15 protein-coding genes are annotated in these 16828 nt (G+C 72.0%); 10 read left to right on the forward strand and 5 right to left on the reverse strand.

Annotated features, from left to right (window positions below; all coding sequences use genetic code 11):
• Window positions 1-20: 20 nt before the first annotated feature.
• Genes iolD through iolC form a run of 4 tightly spaced genes read right to left on the reverse strand, consistent with a single transcriptional unit; the run spans window position 21 to window position 4529 of the window.
• Complete coding sequence (gene iolD, locus ACIHAD_RS43830) at window positions 21-1856, reverse strand: 3D-(3,5/4)-trihydroxycyclohexane-1,2-dione acylhydrolase (decyclizing) (protein ID WP_397360766.1); 1836 nt, start codon at window positions 1854-1856, stop codon at window positions 21-23.
• A complete protein-coding gene (iolB, locus tag ACIHAD_RS43835) occupies window positions 1853-2692 on the reverse strand; it encodes a 5-deoxy-glucuronate isomerase (protein WP_397360767.1) in 840 nt (279 codons plus the stop codon). Before iolB ends, iolD begins: the two co-directional genes overlap by 4 nt.
• Window positions 2689-3594, reverse strand: coding sequence for a deoxyribose-phosphate aldolase (locus tag ACIHAD_RS43840; protein ID WP_397360768.1), 906 nt, complete (start codon window positions 3592-3594; stop codon window positions 2689-2691). The genes iolB and ACIHAD_RS43840 overlap by 4 nt, the downstream gene beginning before the upstream one ends.
• Window positions 3591-4529 (reverse strand): 5-dehydro-2-deoxygluconokinase, encoded by a 939-nt coding sequence (gene iolC, locus ACIHAD_RS43845; protein WP_397360769.1) that lies wholly within the window; start codon window positions 4527-4529, stop codon window positions 3591-3593. The genes ACIHAD_RS43840 and iolC overlap by 4 nt, the downstream gene beginning before the upstream one ends.
• Window positions 4530-4754: 225 nt before the next feature.
• On the opposite strand from iolC, the gene ACIHAD_RS43850 reads away from it, so the two are divergent.
• The 6 genes from ACIHAD_RS43850 to ACIHAD_RS43875 all read left to right on the forward strand — a co-directional run bounded on the left by ACIHAD_RS43850 (window position 4755) and on the right by ACIHAD_RS43875 (window position 11522).
• Window positions 4755-5933, forward strand: a complete 1179-nt coding sequence (locus tag ACIHAD_RS43850) for a CehA/McbA family metallohydrolase (RefSeq protein WP_397360770.1) — start codon at window positions 4755-4757, stop codon at window positions 5931-5933.
• Complete coding sequence (locus tag ACIHAD_RS43855; RefSeq protein ID WP_397360771.1) at window positions 5924-6823, forward strand: TIM barrel protein; 900 nt, start codon at window positions 5924-5926, stop codon at window positions 6821-6823. The genes ACIHAD_RS43850 and ACIHAD_RS43855 overlap by 10 nt, the downstream gene beginning before the upstream one ends.
• Entirely contained in the window at window positions 6820-7908 is a 1089-nt protein-coding gene (locus tag ACIHAD_RS43860) for a Gfo/Idh/MocA family protein (RefSeq protein WP_397360772.1), read from the forward strand. The genes ACIHAD_RS43855 and ACIHAD_RS43860 overlap by 4 nt, the downstream gene beginning before the upstream one ends.
• Window positions 7899-10622: an alpha-mannosidase gene (locus tag ACIHAD_RS43865; RefSeq protein WP_397360773.1), complete on the forward strand. Its 2724-nt coding sequence runs from the start codon at window positions 7899-7901 to the stop codon at window positions 10620-10622. Before ACIHAD_RS43860 ends, ACIHAD_RS43865 begins: the two co-directional genes overlap by 10 nt.
• Window positions 10623-10734: 112 nt before the next feature.
• Window positions 10735-10866 carry a hypothetical protein gene (locus ACIHAD_RS43870; protein ID WP_397360774.1) on the forward strand — a complete coding sequence of 44 codons (132 nt, stop codon included), beginning with the start codon at window positions 10735-10737 and terminating at the stop codon, window positions 10864-10866.
• The gene (locus ACIHAD_RS43875; RefSeq protein WP_397360816.1) at window positions 10866-11522 is read left to right on the forward strand and encodes a cyclase family protein; all 657 of its coding nucleotides are present in this window, start codon (window positions 10866-10868) and stop codon (window positions 11520-11522) included. Before ACIHAD_RS43870 ends, ACIHAD_RS43875 begins: the two co-directional genes overlap by 1 nt.
• On the opposite strand, the gene ACIHAD_RS43880 is transcribed toward ACIHAD_RS43875, so the two are convergent.
• On the reverse strand, window positions 11519-12010 hold the full coding sequence (locus tag ACIHAD_RS43880; RefSeq protein WP_352322709.1) for an Lrp/AsnC family transcriptional regulator: 492 nt from the start codon (window positions 12008-12010) through the stop codon (window positions 11519-11521). The genes ACIHAD_RS43875 and ACIHAD_RS43880 overlap by 4 nt on opposite strands.
• A gap of 203 nt (window positions 12011-12213) precedes the next feature.
• Here ACIHAD_RS43880 and ACIHAD_RS43885 point away from each other — a divergent pair, with 203 nt between their 5' ends.
• From ACIHAD_RS43885 to ACIHAD_RS43900, 4 genes are read left to right on the forward strand one after another with little or no spacing between them, the layout of a single operon-like run.
• Window positions 12214-13647 (forward strand): gamma-aminobutyraldehyde dehydrogenase, encoded by a 1434-nt coding sequence (locus tag ACIHAD_RS43885; RefSeq protein WP_397360775.1) that lies wholly within the window; start codon window positions 12214-12216, stop codon window positions 13645-13647.
• Between the two features lie 15 nt (window positions 13648-13662).
• Window positions 13663-14730, forward strand: coding sequence for an ABC transporter ATP-binding protein (locus ACIHAD_RS43890; RefSeq protein ID WP_397360776.1), 1068 nt, complete (start codon window positions 13663-13665; stop codon window positions 14728-14730).
• A gap of 9 nt (window positions 14731-14739) precedes the next feature.
• The gene (locus tag ACIHAD_RS43895; RefSeq protein WP_397360777.1) at window positions 14740-15972 is read left to right on the forward strand and encodes a spermidine/putrescine ABC transporter substrate-binding protein; all 1233 of its coding nucleotides are present in this window, start codon (window positions 14740-14742) and stop codon (window positions 15970-15972) included.
• A gap of 2 nt (window positions 15973-15974) precedes the next feature.
• A complete protein-coding gene (locus ACIHAD_RS43900) occupies window positions 15975-16826 on the forward strand; it encodes an ABC transporter permease (protein WP_397360778.1) in 852 nt (283 codons plus the stop codon).
• The last annotated feature ends 2 nt before the right edge of the window (window positions 16827-16828 follow it).

Raw genomic sequence — 16828 nt, forward strand, 5'->3', positions numbered from 1 at the left:
GTGATCGAGGGCAACCCTGGTCAGGACGGCGGGCTCAGGTGCGGACGTTGCGACCGCTTGGCCTCCTCGTACGCCGCCCGCTCGGCCGCCGCGCCCACCGCGGCCACGGGCACGTCCCACCACGCCTGCGAGGAGGGGGCGTCGTCGGCCATGGGGTCGGTGCGCACGTACACGACGGTCGTCTCGGTGGACGAGCGGGCCGCCTCCAGGGCCTTGCGCAGGTCGGCCGGCGACTCCGGACGCAGCACGGCCGCGCCCAGGCTGGCGGCGTTGGCGGCCAGGTCGACCGGCAGCGGGCCGCCCGTACGGGAGCGGTAGGACGTGCCCAGTCGGCGCGCGCCGACGCTCTCCGACAGCCGCCCGATGGAGGCGAAGCCCGAGTTGTCCACCAGGACGACGACCAGCTTCACGCCCTCGGCGACCGCGGTCACCAGCTCCTGCGCCATCATCAGGTACGACCCGTCGCCCACCAGGACGAACACCTCGCGCTCCGGCGCGGCCATCTTGACCCCCACGCCACCCGCGATCTCGTAGCCCATGCAGGAGTTGCCGTACTCGACGTGGTAGCCGCCGGGGCCGCTCGGCCGCCACAGCTTGTGCAGGTCGCCCGGCATGGACCCGGCCGCGCACACCACGACGCCGTCCGCGCCCGCCGCCGCGTTCACCGCGCCGATGATCGCCGCCTGCGACAGCGGGGAGCTGTCCAGCGCGTACGCGCGGTCCACGCTCGCGTCCCAGTCGCGGGACAGCTCGGCGGCCCTGGCCCTGTAGGCGTCGTCGGAGCGGCGTCCGGCGCAGGCCGCGGCCAGGTCGGTCAGGCACTCCCGGGCGTCGGCGACCAGGTGCAGCCCCGACAGCTTGGCGGCGTCGAAGGCGGTGATGTTGACGTTCACGAATTTGGCGTCCGCCGCGAAGAGCGATCTGGAGGCCGTGGTGAAGTCGCTGTAGCGGGTGCCGATCCCGATGATCACGTCGGCCTCGCGGGCCAGCGCGTTGGCGGCGGTGGTGCCGGTCGCGCCCACCGCGCCCATCGCCAGCGGATGGCCGTGCGGCAGCGACCCCTTGCCCGCCTGGGTCTCGGCGACCGGGATGCCGTGCGCCTCGGCGAAGGCGGCCAGCTCGGCGGTGGCCTCGCTGTAGATCGTCCCACCGCCCGCGATGATCAGCGGGCGCGCCGCCGACCTGATCAGCTCGGCCGCCCTGGCCAGCGCCGCGCGTTCCGGCCTCGGGCGTGGCACGTGCCACACCCGGCGGGCGAACAGCTCCTCGGGCCAGTCGTACGCCTCGGCCTGCACGTCCTGCGGCAGCGCCAGCGTCACCGCGCCGGTCTCCACCGGGTCCGTGAGCACCCGCACGGCCGCCGTCAGCGCGGACGGAAGCTGTTCAGGACGGTTGATCCGGTCCCAGTACCGGGAGACCGGCCTGAAGCAGTCGTTGACCGAGACGTCGTACGAACGCGGGTCCTCCAGCTCCTGGAGCACCGGGTTGGCGGCGCGGGTGGAGAAGACGTCGCCGGGCAGCAGCAGCACGGGCAGCCGGTTGACGGTCGCGCCGGCCGCTCCCGTGATCATGTTCGTCGCGCCGGGGCCGATCGAGGTCGTGCAGGCCAGCGTGGCCAGCCGGTTGGCGGTACGGGCGTAGGCGGCGGCGGTGTGCACCATGGCCTGTTCGTTGCGGGCCAGGTAGTAGGGCAGGTCGTCGCCGCCGGTGGCCAGCGCCTGGCCGAGCCCGGCGACGTTGCCGTGGCCGAAGATGCCGAAGCAGCCGCCGAAGAAGCGGCGCTCCACGCCGTCCCGCTCGCTCCACTGGGCGGCCAGGAAGCGTACGACGGCCTGCGCGACGGTCAACCGGGTCATGCCCGCCCCCCGAACGGCAGTCTCGGGTCGATGTCCTGGCCCGTCCAGGACGAGCGGATCCAGGCGTGGCGGGGATCGTCGCAGAACGCCATCGAACGCTCCTCCGCCGGGCCCGCCAGCACGTTGAGGTAGTACAGGTCGTAGCCGGGGGCGGCCATGGAGGGCCCGTGGTAGCCGTAGGGGACCAGGACGACGTCGCCGGAGGAGACCTCGGCCAGCGTGTCGACGTGCCCCCGCTCGGAGGAGTAGACGCGCTGGTAGCCGGGTCCGTCGCCGGCGACCTCGAAGTAGTAGACCTCCTCCAGCACGGCCTCGCCGGGGTTGGGGGTGTCGTGCTTGTGCGGGGGATAGGACGACCAGTTGCCGCCCGGCGTCAGCACCTCGACGGCCATGAGCTTGTCGCAGTCGAACACGCCGGGCGCGCAGAAGTTGTTCACCTGCCGGCTGGCCTGCCCCGCGCCCCTGATCTCCACCGGCACCCGGGAGGCGGGCACGTGGCGCGGCGGCAGCGCCCTGGTCGCGCGGGCCGACGGCAGCGCGACGCGTCCCGCGCCGCTCAACGTGGCCCGGACGCCGATCGGCAGGTACGCGAAGTCGCTCGGCCCCTCGAACACCGATCCGCGCCCGGCCAGCACGAACGTCTCCCCGGCGACCTCGACCGTGCACGACCCCGCCAGCGGGAGGACGATCATCTCCTCCGCGCCGGTGTCGAACGCCAGCGGCGGGCCGGTCAGGTCCACCACACGCAGCCCGGAGTAGGTCCAGCCGGCCAGCGACGGGGTGATCTCCACCGACCAGGGGCCGCTCGCGGCCTTGCCGTAGGGCAGATACGTCATGCGTGTGCCTCTCGTACCAGGGCGGCGGCGCCGTCCACCGCCGTCGCCACGTCGTCGTCCGATGGGTAGAGCAGGGCGCGGCCGACGACCAGGCCGCGCACGCCGGGCAGGGCCAGCGCGCGGTGCCAGTCGGCGTAGGCCGTGCCGATGTCGGGCGGGTCACCGCCGAGGAGCAGGGTGGGCAGCGTGGTCGCGGCCATCACCCGGTCCATCTCGGCCACCACGGGGATCTTCAGCCAGGTGTGGGCCGAGGTGGCGCCGAGCGCCTGGGCGACGCTGATCGAGCGGATCACGGCGTCGGGGGACAGGTCGTTGCGCAGCACGCCGGACTCCGAGCGGGCCGCCCAGAACGGCTCCACCATGGCCACCAGCCGCCTGCGGGCCAGCCCGGTCACCGCGTGCGCGCACGACTCCAGGGTGGCGGCCGTCGCGTGGTCGCCGGGGTCGATGCGGCACAACATCTTGCCGCCGTCGAGGCGCATCGCCTCGACGGCCTCGGGGTCGAAGCCGGTGAAGCGGTCGTCCAGCTCGAACACCGAGCCCTGCAGGCCGCCCCGGTTCATCGAGCCGAAGGCCAGCCTGCCCTCCAGCGCGCCCAGCAGGAGCAGGTCCTCCAGGACGTCGGGGGAGGCGAGGATGCCGTCCACCCCCGGCCGGGCCAGGGCCGTCTGGAGCCGGTCGAGCAGGTCGTGGCGGCTGCCCATGGCCATCGGGCGGTCGCGCACGGCCAGGGCGCCCCTGGCCGGATGGTCGGCGGCGATGATCAGCAGCCGCTCGTCCGCCTCGGGCATCCTGCGGCGCCGCCGGCGGGCGGCGGCCTCGGCGATCTCCTCGGGACGGGTCGCGCGGATCCGCGTCAGCCATTCGTAGCGGGTGGTCCTGGGCAGCGTGAGGTCGCTCACGTGGGCACCTCGTTCAGCAGTTCGTGCACCTCGTCGGTGGTGGGCATGGCGTCGGCGCAGGCCAGGCGGGCGGCCACGAAGGCCCCGGCGGCGCCCGCGAAGCGGATCGTGCGCTCCAGCGGCCAGCCACGCAGCAGCCCGAGGCAGACCGCGCCGCCGAACGCGTCCCCGGCCCCGATGCCGTTGACCACCTTCACCTCGACCGGCTCGGCCACGACGGTCTCGGTGGCCGTGCGGGCGAAGACCCCGGCCGGGCCCATCTTGACGATCGCCACCTCGACCCCGGCGTCGAGCAGCGCCCGCGCCGCCGCCTCGGGGTCGCGCACGCCCACCGCGGTCTCCACCTCGTCCAGGTTGCCGACCGCCACGTTCGCGTGCGGCAGCGCCTCGCGCACCGCCGCGCGGGCGGCCTCGCGCGACTCCCACAGCGCCGGCCGGTAGTCGAGGTCGAACACGGTCCAGCCGGCGGTGCGGGCCGACAGGGCGGCGGCGTGCGCGGCTCGGCTCGGCTCCTTGCTCAGGCCGGTGAGCGAGAACCAGAACAGGCCGGTCGCGCGGATGGCGTCGAGGTCGAGGTGGCCGGGGGTGAGGCGCAGGTCGGGCGGGTGCTCGCCGCGGTAGAAGTAGATGGGGAAGTGGTCGGGCGGGAAGATCTCGCAGAACGTGACCGGGGTGGCCGGGCCCTCGATGACGCTGACGTGGGCGTCGTCCACGCCGAAGTCGCGGATGGCCCGTCGTACGTACGCGCCGAAGGGGTCGGCGCCCACCGCGGTGATCACCGCGGAGCGCAGCCCGTGGCGTGCCGCCGCGACGGCGACGTTGGTCGGGCTGCCGCCGAGGAACTTGCCGAAGGTCTCGACGTCGGCCAGCCCGACGCCGGTCTGCAGCGGATAGACGTCGACGCCGCAGCGGCCGATCGTGATCAGGTCGTACAACGCACCTCCAGAGGACGCACCTTACCTCGACACTATGGCATATTGTCATGACATAAGGATGTCCGCTATGTTGTTGATGATCGTTCAGACCGAGCCCCCGTCACCTCACTTCTGTAGTGTCGGACGGTGAGGAGGTTCGCTCATGTTCGTCCCCAACGGCGTCCACCACGAACAGCACACCACCAAGCTCTCCTTCCGCCCCGCCTCAGGCAAGGGCGGACCGGCGTGAAAGGCCACTGGAGCCTCGACGACCGGCTGGAACGGACGTTGCGCGAGCTGCCCTTCGAGGTGCCCGCCGGGTCCGAGGCGGTCACCGTGCGGCTCGACCACGACCGCTCCCAGGGCGTGCTCGACCTCGGCTGCGGCTCGCCCGGCGGCTTCCGCGGCTGGTCGGGAGGGGCGCGCACCGAGTTCACGATCACCCGTGAATGGGCCACCCCCGGCTACCTGCCCGGCGCCCCCGAGCCGGGCACCTGGCACGTGTGGCTCGGGCTGCACCGCGTGCCGCCGCAGGGGCTCGACTTCACGCTGGAGGTCTCGGCCCTGCGCACGGCCCCGCCCGAGCCGGTCGTCGCCGAGCCGCCACCCGGCGAACGGCCGCCGCGCAGGGACGTGCCCGACGTCGGCGGGCTGCGCTGGTTCGCCGGTGACTTCCACGCGCACACCGTCCACAGCGACGGCGCGCTCACCGTCGCCGGGCTGGCCGAGCTGGCCCGCGGCCGGGGCCTGGACTTCCTGGCCGTCACCGACCACAACACCGTCAGCCACCACCCCTGGCTGCGCGCGACCGACCGCGGCGTCACGCTCATCCCCGGCCAGGAGGTCACCACCGACCGCGGCCACGCCAACGTGTTCGGCGAGGTCGGCTGGGTGGACTTCCGGCGGCCCGCCGACTTCTGGGCCGAGCACGCCGCGCGCGCGGGCGGCCTGATCTCGATCAACCATCCGCTGGGCGGCGACTGCGCCTGGCTGCTGCCGGTCGCCGAACGCCCGAGGGTGGCCGAGGTGTGGAGCTCCGGATGGTGGGACCGCCGCTGGGGCGCGCCGCTGGCCTGGGCCGAGGCCTGGCGCGACGACGTGGTGGCGATCGGCGGCAGCGACTTCCACCGCCACGGCAGCGACGGGCTCCCGGGCGCGCCGACCACGTGGGTGCTGGCCGAGGAGCCGGGCGCGGTGCTCGACGGCGTACGCGCCGGGCGCACCGCGGTCTCGGCCGGGCCGGACGCGCCGCTGCTGCTCCGGCTGGGCGACGAACTGCTCGCGCTCGACGCCGACGGCCTGGTGCTGGTCCGCCCCGGCGGCGCCCGCCAGGCCGTCCGCGGCCAGCGGGTGCTGCTGCCGGCCGCCGAGGGGCGCCACCGCCTGGAGACCTACGAGAACGAGGTGATCGCCCTATGCGAGTGAGGAGAGTCGCGAACGCGCCGGTGAGCTTCGGCGTGTTCGAGCTCAGCGACGCGCCGCCGCCCCTGGGCCCGGACGAGATGGTCCGCGCGCTGGCGGAGGCCGGTTACGAGGGCATCGACTCCGGGCCCATCGGCTTTCTCGGCACCGGCCCCGACCTGGCCGCCCGGCTGGCGGCGCACGACATGCTGCTCGCCGGCGGCTGGGTGGACCTGCGTTACGGCGACGCCGAGGCGTACCGGCGGGGGCTGCCCGCGCTGGAGGCCGCGCTCGACGTGTTCGCCGCCGCGCCCGAGGCGCCCGCGCTCTTCGCGCCCCGGCCCACGCTGGCCTGCTCGGGCTCGCCCGAGAGGTTCGCCAGGCCGGGCGGGAGCGTCCCCGGGCTGCCGGCCTCCGACTGGCCCGGGTACGCCGCCCGCGTCCAGGAGGCCGCCGACCGCTGCCGCGAACGCGGCCTGGAACCCGCCTTCCACCACCACCTCGGCACCTACGTCGAGACCCCCGGCGACGTCGAGCGCCTCCTGGAGCTGACCGACGTCCAGCTCTGCCTGGACACCGGGCACCTGCTGCTGGCCGGCGGGGACCCGGTGGCGGCGCTGCGCGCCTGGGCCGGCCGGATCGGGCACGTGCACGTCAAGGACGGCGACACCGAGATCCTCGCCCAGGCTCTCGACGACGGCGCCGACCTGCGCGAGCTGATGGGCAGGGGCGGCTTCACCCGCCTGGGCGCGGGCGGGCTCGACCTGCCCGCGGTCGTGGCGGCGCTCGACGCCATCGGCTACGAGGGCTGGATCGTGGTCGAGCAGGACACGATGCCGGGCCGCCGTCCGGTCGGGCGGAACGTCGCCGACCAGGCGGCCAACCGCGAGCGGCTGAGGGAGCTGGGCCTGTGAGGATCGCGCTGGTCGGGTGCGGGGCCGTCACCCAGGCGGTCTACGTGCCGCTGCTGTCCAGGCGGCGGGACCTGTTCGAGGTGAGCGCCGTCTGCGACCTGTCGCGCACGCTGGCCGGCGTCGTCGGCGACCGGCTGGGCGTGGCCCGGCGGCACACCGACCTGGCGGAGATGTTGTCCGGCGGCGGTTTCGAGGCCGTGGTCGTGCTGGCCTCCGGCTCCCACGGCGAGACCGTGCGCCGGGCGCTGGCCGCCGGGTACGCCGTGCTGTGCGAGAAGCCGCTCGCGCTGACCAGGGCCGAGGTGGCGGCGCTGCCCGAGGGGCGGCTGATGGTCGGCTACATGAAGCAGTACGACCCGGCCGTACGCCGGGCCGTCGCGCTGCTGGACGAGCTGGGCGGGCCGGCGGCCGTCCGGTCGGTCGAGGTGACCGTGCTGCATCCGAGCGGGGAGTCGCAGCTCGCGTTCGCGAACCTGACGCGGGCCGGCGACGTCGATCCCGGCGTGCTGGGCTCGTTGCGCGATGCCGAGGACGCGCTCGTCTCGCGGGCGCTGGGCCAGGCCGCCCCGGAGTCGCTGCGCAACGTGTACGCGGTCTCCCTGGGGTCGATCTGCCACGACCTGTCGCTGCTCAGGTGCTTCACCGGGTCGCCCGAGGAGATCTCGTACGTGGAGAGCTGGGGGCCGGCGCCCGGTTCCGTGGAGATCTCCGGGCCGCTGCCCGTGGCGGGCCGGTTCCACATCCGCTGGCACTACCTGGACGGCTACCCCGCCTACCGCGAGACCGTCGCGATCCACCACGACGGGGGCACTCTGGAGCTGGTCTTCCCCACGCCCTACCTGATGAACGCGCCCACCACCCTCGCCGTGGTCTCCGGGGCCGAGACCCGCGCCGAACACCGTCAGGTGACCGAGGCGTTCGAGGTACAACTGACGGCCTTCCATGCTTATGTGAACGATGGCAGCCCGCCGATCACCGACGCGGGCGGCGCACTGGAGGACATCGTGACGGCTCAGCGGATCGCCGCCCGCTACGCCGTCCAGCATCGGCTGCCCATCGGAGGGGAGGCGGCGGCATGGACATAGTGGTCGTTCCGCACACGCACTGGGACAGAGAGTGGTACGAGCCCTTCCAGCGCTTCAGGCTGCGGCTGGTGGACCTGCTCGACGAGGTGCTCGACACCATGGAGAGCGAGCCCGCCTACCACTTCACCCTCGACGGCCAGCTCGCCTGCGTGGACGACTACCTGGAGGTCCGCCCGGAGAACCGGGACCGCGTCGCCGCGCTCGTCGCGTCCGGGCGGCTGGCGGTGGGGCCGTGGCAGATCCTGCTGGACGAGTTCCTGTGCTCGGGCGAGAACATCGTCCGCAACCTCGAACTCGGGCTGGCCGGGGCGGACGAGCTCGGCGGCGCGATGCGGGTGGGCTACCTGCCGGACATGTTCGGTCATACCGCCCAGATGCCGCAGATCCTGCGGCGGGCCGGGCTGGAGCACGCCTGCGTCTACCGCGGGGTGCCGTCGTCGGTGACGACCGACGCCTTCGCCTGGGTGGCCCCCGACGGCACGGCGATCCGCACCCAGTACCTGCCCGAGGGCGGCTACGGCAACGGCGCCCACATGTTCGCCGACGTCAAGGGGCTGGAGGAGCGGGCGGCGGAGTTCGTCGCGTCGATGCGGGCCTGGCACGGCCCCGAGGGCGAGCTGCTGGCCATGTACGGCACCGACCATTCGGCCCCCGTGCGCGGGCTGCCGGAGATGGTGGCGGCCATCGGCGCCCGCATGGACACCTTGTCCGGCTATATCGGGAAATTCTCGGGTGACACCGCGGGGCTGCCCCGGGTCACCGGCGAGCTGCGCTCGCACGCCCGCGCCAACATCCTGCCCGGCGTCATCTCCGTCCGGGCCGCCGTCAAGCAGGCCATGGGCCGGGCCGAGCGCATGGTCGAGCGCTACGCCGAGCCCCTGGCCACGCTCTGGGGCGGCCCGTGGCCCGGCCGGTTCCTCGACATGGCCTGGCGGCGGCTGGTGGAGGCCAGTGGCCACGACTCGGTCACCGGCTGCGGCGTGGACGAGACCGCCCAGCAGGTCGCCGCCCGCATCGCCGAGGCCGAGCAGCTCGGGCAGGCCGTCCGCGACATGGTGACCGCCCGGCTGGCGGCGGCGGTGCCGGCCGACGGCGTGCTCGTCGTCAACCCGACGCCGACCGCCCGCGGCGGCGTGGTGATCGTCGACGTGCCCGGCCTGGAGGTGCTGGTGGACCCCTCCGGCCTCCCGGTGCCCGCCCACACCATGCGGTACGCGCCGACGCTCCTGCTGGACGAGAAGATCGACCCGGCCACCGTGCTGACCTACGTGCACGGCACCGAGCTGTACGGCCAGCACATCGTCGCCTGGCAGGTCCAGGACGACACGCTCGTCCTCACCGTGGCCCGCGAGCCGCGCGGTCCGTTCGACCAGGCCGAGCTGCGCGGCGTGCTCGACGGCGTGTGCTACGTCCGCGTCGAGGCCGAGCCCCGGCGCACGGTCGCGGCCTTCGTCGAGGTGCCCGCCCTGGGCCATACGAACCTGCGGTCCGGCCCGGTCGGCGCCACGTACCCCTCTCCGCCGGTGAAATTCCGCAAGGCCCTCCGACACCAGGACTGCTGGTTCTGCTCCGACACCGGGGTCCTGCCCGTCAAGGCCGACACCAAAGTGCTGGACAACGGGCTGCTGCGGGTCGAGATCGAGCCGGACGGCACCATCGGCATGTTCGGCAAGGACGGCCGGACGATCACCGGCGTGGGCCGCATCGAGGACGGCGGCGACGCCGGCGACACCTACAACCACGCGCCCCCCGCGGACGACCTGGTCGTGTCCGAGCCGATCTCGATCGACACGGAGCTCATCAGCACGGGCCCGCTCGTGGGCATCGTGGAGGTGACCCGGCTCTACCTGTGGCCGGCGACAGGGGAGAACGTCGCGCACACGCCGGAGCTCCCGCCGCCCGCGCGTACCGGCACGACCGAGGACGTCATGGTCACCATGCGGGTCGAGCTGCGGGCGGGCGAGCCGTTCGTACGGCTGCGGGTGTCGTTCGACAACCGGTGCGAGGACCATCGGGTGCGGCTGCACGTGCCGCTGCCGAGGCAGGCCGACCATTCGCTGGCCGAGGGGCAGTTCGCGGTGGTGAGACGGGGGCTGGAGAGCGAGGGCGGCTGCGGCGAGACCCCGCTGCCGACCTTCCCCGCCTCCGGCTGGGTGGCCGCCGGCGGCGTGGCCGCGCTGCTGGAGCACGTCACCGAGTACGAGCTGCTGGACGACGGCTACGAGCTGGCGCTCACGCTGCTCCGCTCGGTCGGCTACCTGTCGCGCAACCACAACGCGTTGCGCCCCGAGCCGGCCGGTCCGCAGCTCCCGACCCCGGCCGCGCAGTCACGCGGGCCGTACACCGTGTCGCTGGCGCTGATGCCGTACATGGACTGGCGGGAGGTGCCGCCGGAGGCGGAGAGGTTCCGGCACGACCTGCTGGTCGTGCCCGGCACGGGTGATCGCGACCTGCCGCAGCCCCCGGCGGAGGCCGGGCTGTCGGTGTCCGGCCAGGGCGTGACGATGACCTCGCTGCGCCGCCGCGACGACTGGCACGAGCTGCGCCTGGTGGCGCTCACCGCGTCGGACACCGAGGCCGTGGTGCGGGGTGCCTTCACCAGGGCCAGGCGGGCCGGGCTGACCGGCAGCCCCGGCGAGCCGCTGGAGACGGAGGAGGGCACGCTCAGGCTGCCGCTGAAGGCATGGGAGATCGCCACCGTCCAGCTCCGCTGAACCGGGGGCTCAGCACAGGCCGAGCCGGCGGGCGGCCCGCACGGCCAGCCAGACCTCAGCGAACGCCGCGCTGGACGACATCTCGCTGCCGCTGGGCCTCGCGGTCGCCGCCGTGCTGTACCTGACGCTGCTCGCGCTCTTCCCCGAACCGCGCGAGGTGTACGGCCCGCGGGGCCCGCGCCTGGTGCGCTCGGCCGACACGCCGATCCTGCCCATCGTGGACGCGGCAGAATCGATGGCGTGATGGAACTCGTCGACCTGTCGGTGCCCGTCGAGACCGGGATGCCCGTCTACCCGGGCGATCCCGAGGTCTCGGCCGCCCCCGCGCTCACCGTCGCCCGCGACGGCGTCAACGTGCTGGGCCTGCACCTCGGCTCACAGTCGGGCACCCACGTCGACGCGCCCTTCCACATCGACGACGCGCTGCCGGCGCTCGGCGAGCTGCCGCTGTCCCGCTTCGCCGGGCCCGCCGTGGTGGCGGACGCCAGGGGGCTCGCGCCCCGGTCCCCGATCGGGGCCGGGCTCCTCGACGGCCTGGCCTGGCCCCCCGGCGGGGACGCGCCGATCGTGCTGGTCGCCACCGGCTGGTCGGCCCACTGGGGCAGCGAGTCCTACCTGGGCCACCCCTACCTCACCGAGGAGGCCGCCGCGCTGCTGGCCGGGCGGGGCGTGCGCACGGTCGGCATCGACGCGCTGAGCGTCGACCCGACGCCGGCCGACGACTTCCCCGCCCACCGCGTCCTGTGCGGGGCGCACGCCGTGATCGCGGAGAACCTGACCGGCCTCGACCGGCTGCTCGACGCCCAGGCCGGGGGAAGGCCGATCGAGGTCTGGATGATGCCGCTGCGCCTCGACGGCGCCGACGGCGCGCCCGTACGGGCCGTGGCGCGGATCGGTTAGCGCGTGCCCCAGGAGTACGACTGCTTGCGCAGCTTCAGGTACACGAACGACTCCGTGGCCCGGACGGCGGGGATGGCGCGGATCTTGCTGAGGATCTCCAGCAGGTGCCCGTCGCCCTCGCAGACCACCTCGACGATCACATCGAAGGAGCCCGCCGTGAGCACCACGTAGTCGATCTCCTCGATGGCCGACAGCTCGTCGGCCACCGACTCCAGGTCGCCCTCGCAGTTGACGCCGATCATCGCCTGGCGGGGGAACCCGAGGGTGAGGGGGTCGGTGACCGCGACGATCTGCATCACCCCGGCGTCCTGCAACCGCTGGACGCGCTGACGGACCGCGGCCTCGGAGAGCCCGACGGCCTTGCCGATCGCGGCGTACGGCATGCGCCCGTCGGACTGGAGCTGCTCGATGATCTGCTTGGAGAGATCGTCGAGCACGACGGGCCCGGAACTGGCGTTGTTTCGTCGTACGCGGGGCGGCGTCGTCATGTCAGAGGAATCCTCCTAGCGGTCCGGCGTTACGGGGGCGTTCCCGCTCGATTGCCGTCCTGGTGCGACATGTTGTCAGTTCTTGGCGGTGTGTCAAGCGAATTCGTAGCAATTTGATATCTTCACCACGAAATCCCTTGTCCAGATGCATCTGCTCTGTAAGAGTCGCGGCATCTCAGCCACCTCAACGAGGAGGTCGTGCATTGACCACCCGTCTGCAGAACTTCATCAACGGTGAGTTCGTGGACGCCCAGAGCGGCCGGTTCTCCGACATCATCGACCCGTGCACGGGAGAGGCCTACCTCCAGGCCCCTGTCTCCGGCGTCGAGGACGTCGACGCGGCGTACGCCGCGGCGGCCGCCGCGTTCGAGTCCTGGGGTCGGACCACCCCCGGTGAGCGGGCGAACCTGCTGCTCAAGGTCGCCGACGCGATCGACGCGCGGGCCGACGAGATCAACGAGGCCGAGTGCCTCAACACCGGCAAGCCGCGCGCCCGCATGGCCGAGGACGAGACTCCGGTCGCCTCGGACCACTTCCGCTTCTTCGCCGGCGCCGCGCGCACGCTGGAGGGGCCCACGGCCGGGGAGTTCCTCGCCGAGCACACCAGCGTCATCAGGCACGAGCCCATCGGCGTCGTCGGCCAGGTCACCCCCTGGAACTACCCGATGATGATGGCCGTGTGGAAGATCGCCCCGGCGCTGGCCGCCGGGAACACGATCGTGCTCAAGCCGTCGGACACCACCCCGGCCTCCACGCTCAAGCTGGCCGAGATCGTCGGCTCGGTGCTGCCGCCCGGCGTCTTCAACGTCGTCACCGGCGACCGCGAGACCGGCGCCCTCGTCGTGGGCCACCCGACCGCCGCCATGGTGGCGATCACCGGGTCGGTCGGCGCGGGCATGGCGGTGGCCAAGAGCGCCGCCGACGACCTCAAGCGGGTGCACCTGGAGCTCGGCGGCAAGGCGCCGGTCGTGGTCTTCGAGGACGTCAAGGACCTCGCCAAGGCCGCCGCCGACATCGCCACCGCCGGTCTCTACAACGCCGGCCAGGACTGCACCGCGGCCTGCCGCGTGCTCGTCCAGGAGAGCGTGCACGACGAGTTCGTGGCCGCGCTGAGCGAGGCCGCCGCCGCCACCGTGACCGGCGACCTGGCCAACGAGGAAGCGCTCTACGGCCCGCTCAACAACGAGAACCAGCTCGCCAGGGTCCAGGGCTTCATGGACCGGGTCCCCGGCCACGCCAAGGTGCTCACCGGCGGTCACCGTGTCGGCGACAAGGGGTACTTCTTCGCCCCGACCGTCGTGGACGGCCTGCGCCAGGACGACGAGATGGTGCAGAACGAGGTCTTCGGCCCCGTCATCACCGTCCAGACGTTCACCGACGAGGCCGACGCGCTGGCCAAGGCCAACGACGTCAGATACGGCCTGTCCAGCTCGGTGTGGACCTCCGACCACGGCCGCGCCATGCGCATGTCGAACCGCCTCGACTTCGGCGTGGTCTGGGTCAACACGCACATCCCGTTCGTCTCGGAGATGCCGCACGGCGGCTTCAAGCACTCCGGGTACGGCAAGGACCTGTCGGTGTTCGGTCTGCACGACTACACCAGGGTCAAGCACGTCATGCACTACATCGGCGAATAAGGACGAGCCCTGGACATGACCGAGCTATCCGCGATTCAGCTTGAGGACGTCGTCAAGGAGTACCTCTCGCACGGCGAGGTCGTCCAGGCGGTCAAAGGTGTGTCGCTGGACATCGCCGAGGGGGAGTTCTTCTCCCTCCTCGGCCCGTCCGGATGCGGCAAGACCACGACCATGAGGATGATCGCCGGCTTCGAGGAGCCCACCAAAGGGCTCGTGAGGCTGCACGGCAAGGACGTCACGAACGTCCCGCCGAACAAGCGCGACGTCAACATGGTCTTCCAGTCCTACGCCCTGTTCCCGCACATGAGCGTGTGGGACAACGTGGCGTTCGGCCTGAAGCAGCGCAAGACGCCGCAGGAGGAGATCCGGCGCCGGGTCGGCGAGATGCTGGAGATCGTCGACCTGGCGGGCCGGGAGAAGCGCCGGCCGCGGGAGATGTCCGGCGGCCAGCAGCAGCGGGTGGCGCTGGCCCGCGCGCTGGTCAACCGGCCGCGGGCGCTCCTGCTCGACGAGCCGCTGGGCGCGCTCGACCTCAAGCTGCGCCAGGCCATGCAGATCGAGCTCAAGCGCATCCAGCGCGAGGTCGGCATCACGTTCGTGTACGTGACGCACGACCAGAACGAGGCGCTGACCATGAGCGACAGGATCGCCGTGATGAACGACGGGCTGGTCGAGCAGCTCGCGAGCCCGCGGGAGATCTACGAACGGCCGGGCACCGCGTTCGTGGCGGGGTTCATCGGCACCTCCAACCTGATCACCGGGACGGTGACCGGCGGGGTGCTGGAGATCGGCGGCGGCCGGGTGCTGGTGCCGGGACGCGAGGGCGACGTGACGGTGACCGTCCGCCCCGAGAAGATCACGATCTGCGCGGACGAGCCGGGGCGCGGGCTGAGCGCCGTCCCCGGGACCGTCACGGAGATGGTCTACCTGGGCACCTCCAACAGCTACGCGGTGCAGCTCGCCGACGGGGCCGAGATGACCGTATTTGAGCAGAACGCGCATGACGCGACGGCGACCGCGGAGCGGGGCGACTCCGTGTGGCTGTCGTGGGAGGCGCAGCACTCTTACGTGATTGGAAGTTGATAGCACCCCATGAACCCCCCCCAGATCACCCCCGCCCTCCTCAGGGGCATGACCCAGCCCCGCACCCGCCGAGACTTCTTCCGCGTCACCGGCCTGTCCGCCGCCGGCCTCGCGCTCGCCGCCTGTGGCGTCCAGGGCAAGAAGGCCGCCCCTCCGAAGGCCGACGCCGTCCAGGACTACTGGTCCAAGCAGAGCAAGCACGGCAAGCTCGTCTTCGCCAACTGGCCCGAGTACATGCCCGAGGACCAGGCCCCGCTGAAGAAGTTCACCCAGACCACCGGGATCTCCGTGGAGTACAAGGAGGTCATCCAGGAGAACGCGGAGTTCTTCGGCAAGGCCGACCCCGTGCTCCGCGCCGGCCAGCCGCTCGGTTACGACATCATCGTGATGACCAACGGCGTCCAGCTCCAGCACATGGTCGAGCTCGGCTACATCGTCCCGCTCGACCACAGCCGGATGCCGAACTTCCTGGCCAACGCCGGTGACAAGTACAAGGAACGCGCCTACGACCAGGGCAACCAGTACACGATGCCCTACTCCTCGGGCGTGACCGGCATCGCGTACAACACCAAGTACGTCAAGGACGACATCACCAGCATCGAGGCCCTGTTCGACCCCAAGTACAAGGGGCGGGTCGGGATGATGGCCGACGCGCAGGAGATCGGCAACTTCGGCATGTTCGCGCTGGGCGTCGATCCGGAGAAGTCGACCGAGGCCGACTGGAAGAAGGCCGGGGAGAAGCTCAAGCAGCAGCGCGACGCGGGAATCGTCCGGAAATATTACGACCAGAGCTACATCGACGCGGTCTCCAAGGGCGACGTGTGGCTGACCATGGCGTGGTCGGGCGACATCTTCCAGCGGCAGCTCGCCGGCGAGCCGGTCAAGTTCGTGGTGCCCGAGGAGGGTGGCACGATCTGGACCGACAACATGCTCATCCCCAAGGGCGCGGCCAACCCCGTGGACGCCCTCACGCTCATGGACTACCTGTACCAGCCCGCGGTGGCCGCCGAACTGGATGAGTTCATCCAGTTCGTCACCCCGGTCCCGGCCGTCCAGGACCTGCTGCGCGAGAAGGCCGCGACGGCCAAGGGCGAGGACAAGAAGGCCCTGGAGGACATGGTGGACAGCCCGCTCATGTTCCCCTCGGCGGCCGACTACGCCAAGCTGCGCACGTACACCACCCTGACCACGCAGCAGGAGCAGGTGTTCAACTCCATCTTCCAGTCGATCACCCAGGCATAGCCATGAAACGGCTCACCCCCTACCTGCTCGCCCTGCCGAGCTGGCTGTGGCTGGCGATCTTCCTGGTCGTGCCCATGGTGGCGATGGCGTCGGTCTCGCTCCAGACGGGCAATGCCATCGACGGCTATGCGATGACGTTCAGCTTCTCCAACTACGGCGACGCGCTCGGCAGGTACAGCGACCAGTTGCTGCGCTCGCTCCTGTACGGCGGCCTGGCCACCGTGGCGATGCTGGTGATCGGCTACCCGGTGGCGTACTGGATCGCCTTCAGAGGCGGCAGCCGCAAGTCGGTGTACCTCTTCCTGCTGCTGCTGCCCTTCTTCGTGTCGTTCGTGCTGCGGACGATCTCGTGGAACTTCCTGCTCGCCGACAACGGCATCCTGTTCGGGACGCTGAAGGGCTGGGGGGTGCTGCCCGAGGGCTTCCACGTGCTGGCCACGACCGTGGCCGTGGTGGGCGGGCTCACGTACAACTTCCTGCCGTTCATGATCCTGCCGATCTACGTGGCCCTGGAACGGGTCGATCCGCGGGTGGTCGAGGCGGCCCAGGACCTGTACGCCACCCGCGCCGGGGCCTTCCGCCGGGTGGTGCTGCCGCTGTCGCTGCCGGGCGTCTTCGCCGGGGTGCTGATGACGTTCGTGCCCGCGACGGCCGACCCGGTCAACGCGCAGATCCTCGGCGGCACGGCCAACACCATGATCGGCAACATCATCCAGACCGAGTACCTGACCAACCTCGACTACCCGACCGCCTCGGCGCTGTCGTTCACGCTGATGGCGATCCTGCTGGTGGGCATCTTCATCTACGCCCGCGCGCTCGGCACCGAGAACGTCCTTGAGGCGGCGGCCCGATGAGC

This window comes from Nonomuraea sp. NPDC052265 (assembly GCF_044547985.1).
Taxonomy (GTDB): domain Bacteria; phylum Actinomycetota; class Actinomycetes; order Streptosporangiales; family Streptosporangiaceae; genus Nonomuraea.

What these genes read in the sequence shown, in the direction of transcription:
- ACIHAD_RS43900 (WP_397360778.1), top strand. Translation starts at nt 15,975, where the DNA reads ATGAAACGGCTCACCCCCTACCTGCTCGCCCTGCCGAGCTGGCTGTGG.
- ACIHAD_RS43890 (WP_397360776.1), top strand. Translation starts at nt 13,663, where the DNA reads ATGACCGAGCTATCCGCGATTCAGCTTGAGGACGTCGTCAAGGAGTAC.
- iolB (WP_397360767.1), bottom strand. Translation starts at nt 2,692, where the DNA reads ATGACGTATCTGCCCTACGGCAAGGCCGCGAGCGGCCCCTGGTCGGTG.
- ACIHAD_RS43880 (WP_352322709.1), bottom strand. Translation starts at nt 12,010, where the DNA reads ATGACGACGCCGCCCCGCGTACGACGAAACAACGCCAGTTCCGGGCCC.
- ACIHAD_RS43855 (WP_397360771.1), top strand. Translation starts at nt 5,924, where the DNA reads ATGCGAGTGAGGAGAGTCGCGAACGCGCCGGTGAGCTTCGGCGTGTTC.
- ACIHAD_RS43875 (WP_397360816.1), top strand. Translation starts at nt 10,866, where the DNA reads ATGGAACTCGTCGACCTGTCGGTGCCCGTCGAGACCGGGATGCCCGTC.
- ACIHAD_RS43895 (WP_397360777.1), top strand. Translation starts at nt 14,740, where the DNA reads ATGAACCCCCCCCAGATCACCCCCGCCCTCCTCAGGGGCATGACCCAG.
- iolD (WP_397360766.1), bottom strand. Translation starts at nt 1,856, where the DNA reads ATGACCCGGTTGACCGTCGCGCAGGCCGTCGTACGCTTCCTGGCCGCC.
- ACIHAD_RS43865 (WP_397360773.1), top strand. Translation starts at nt 7,899, where the DNA reads ATGGACATAGTGGTCGTTCCGCACACGCACTGGGACAGAGAGTGGTAC.